At 68.3% G+C, this 678-nt stretch carries 1 protein-coding gene; it reads left to right on the top strand.

Annotated features, from left to right (window positions below; translation table 11 throughout):
* Positions 1–13 precede the first annotated feature (13 nt).
* On the top strand, positions 14–586 hold the full coding sequence (locus BAY1663_RS22845; RefSeq protein WP_037045470.1) for an antibiotic biosynthesis monooxygenase: 573 nt from the start codon (positions 14–16) through the stop codon (positions 584–586).
* The last annotated feature ends 92 nt before the right edge of the window (positions 587–678 follow it).

Genomic DNA, 678 nt, shown 5'->3' with positions numbered 1-678 from the left:
CTGGAGATACACGATGTCTACCGAACCCGTCACCCTGATGGTGGCCCGCCGCGTGCGCGACGGCCGCTATCACGATTTCCTCGCCTGGCTGCACGAAGGCGAACAGCTGGCCGCCGACTTTCCCGGCTACCTCGGCTCCGGCGTGCTCGCCCCGCCGCCGGGCGGCGATGAATACCAGATGGTCTTTCGCTTCGTCGACGAACCGACCCTCGACGCCTGGGAGCATTCGGCCTCGCGCCGCACCTGGCTGCAACGCGGCGGCGAACTCTTTGTCCAGCCCCACGAGCACCGCGCCCGCGGTATCGACGCCTGGTTCGGCAATGACGACCGCCTGCCGCCGCGCTGGAAACAGAGCGTGGCGATCTGGCTGGCGTTCTTTCCCGTCTCGCTGCTGTTCCACGCGCTGTTCGGCGGTGTCCTGAGCGAATTGCCGCTGACGCTGCGCATCCTGCTCAGCACCCTGGCGCTGACCCCGTTGATGACGTACCTGTTCATCCCGCTGTCGACCCGCCTGCTCGCGCCCTGGCTACACAAGCCGGCCGGTGCGTGCTGGCGGCGCGGCAATGCGCCGGTCGCGAGCCGCTGAGCCACCAGCGGCGCTCGAAGGGCACCGTGCGGCAGGATTGCCTATGCTTTCCCGGTAGCGCTAACCGGAGGATGCCCCGATGAAAGCCCGCC

Origin of the sequence: Pseudomonas sp. BAY1663 (assembly GCF_000582595.1) — a bacterium.
Taxonomy (GTDB): domain Bacteria; phylum Pseudomonadota; class Gammaproteobacteria; order Pseudomonadales; family Pseudomonadaceae; genus Stutzerimonas; species Stutzerimonas stutzeri_AF.
This window is presented reverse-complemented; position numbering and strand designations above follow the sequence as displayed.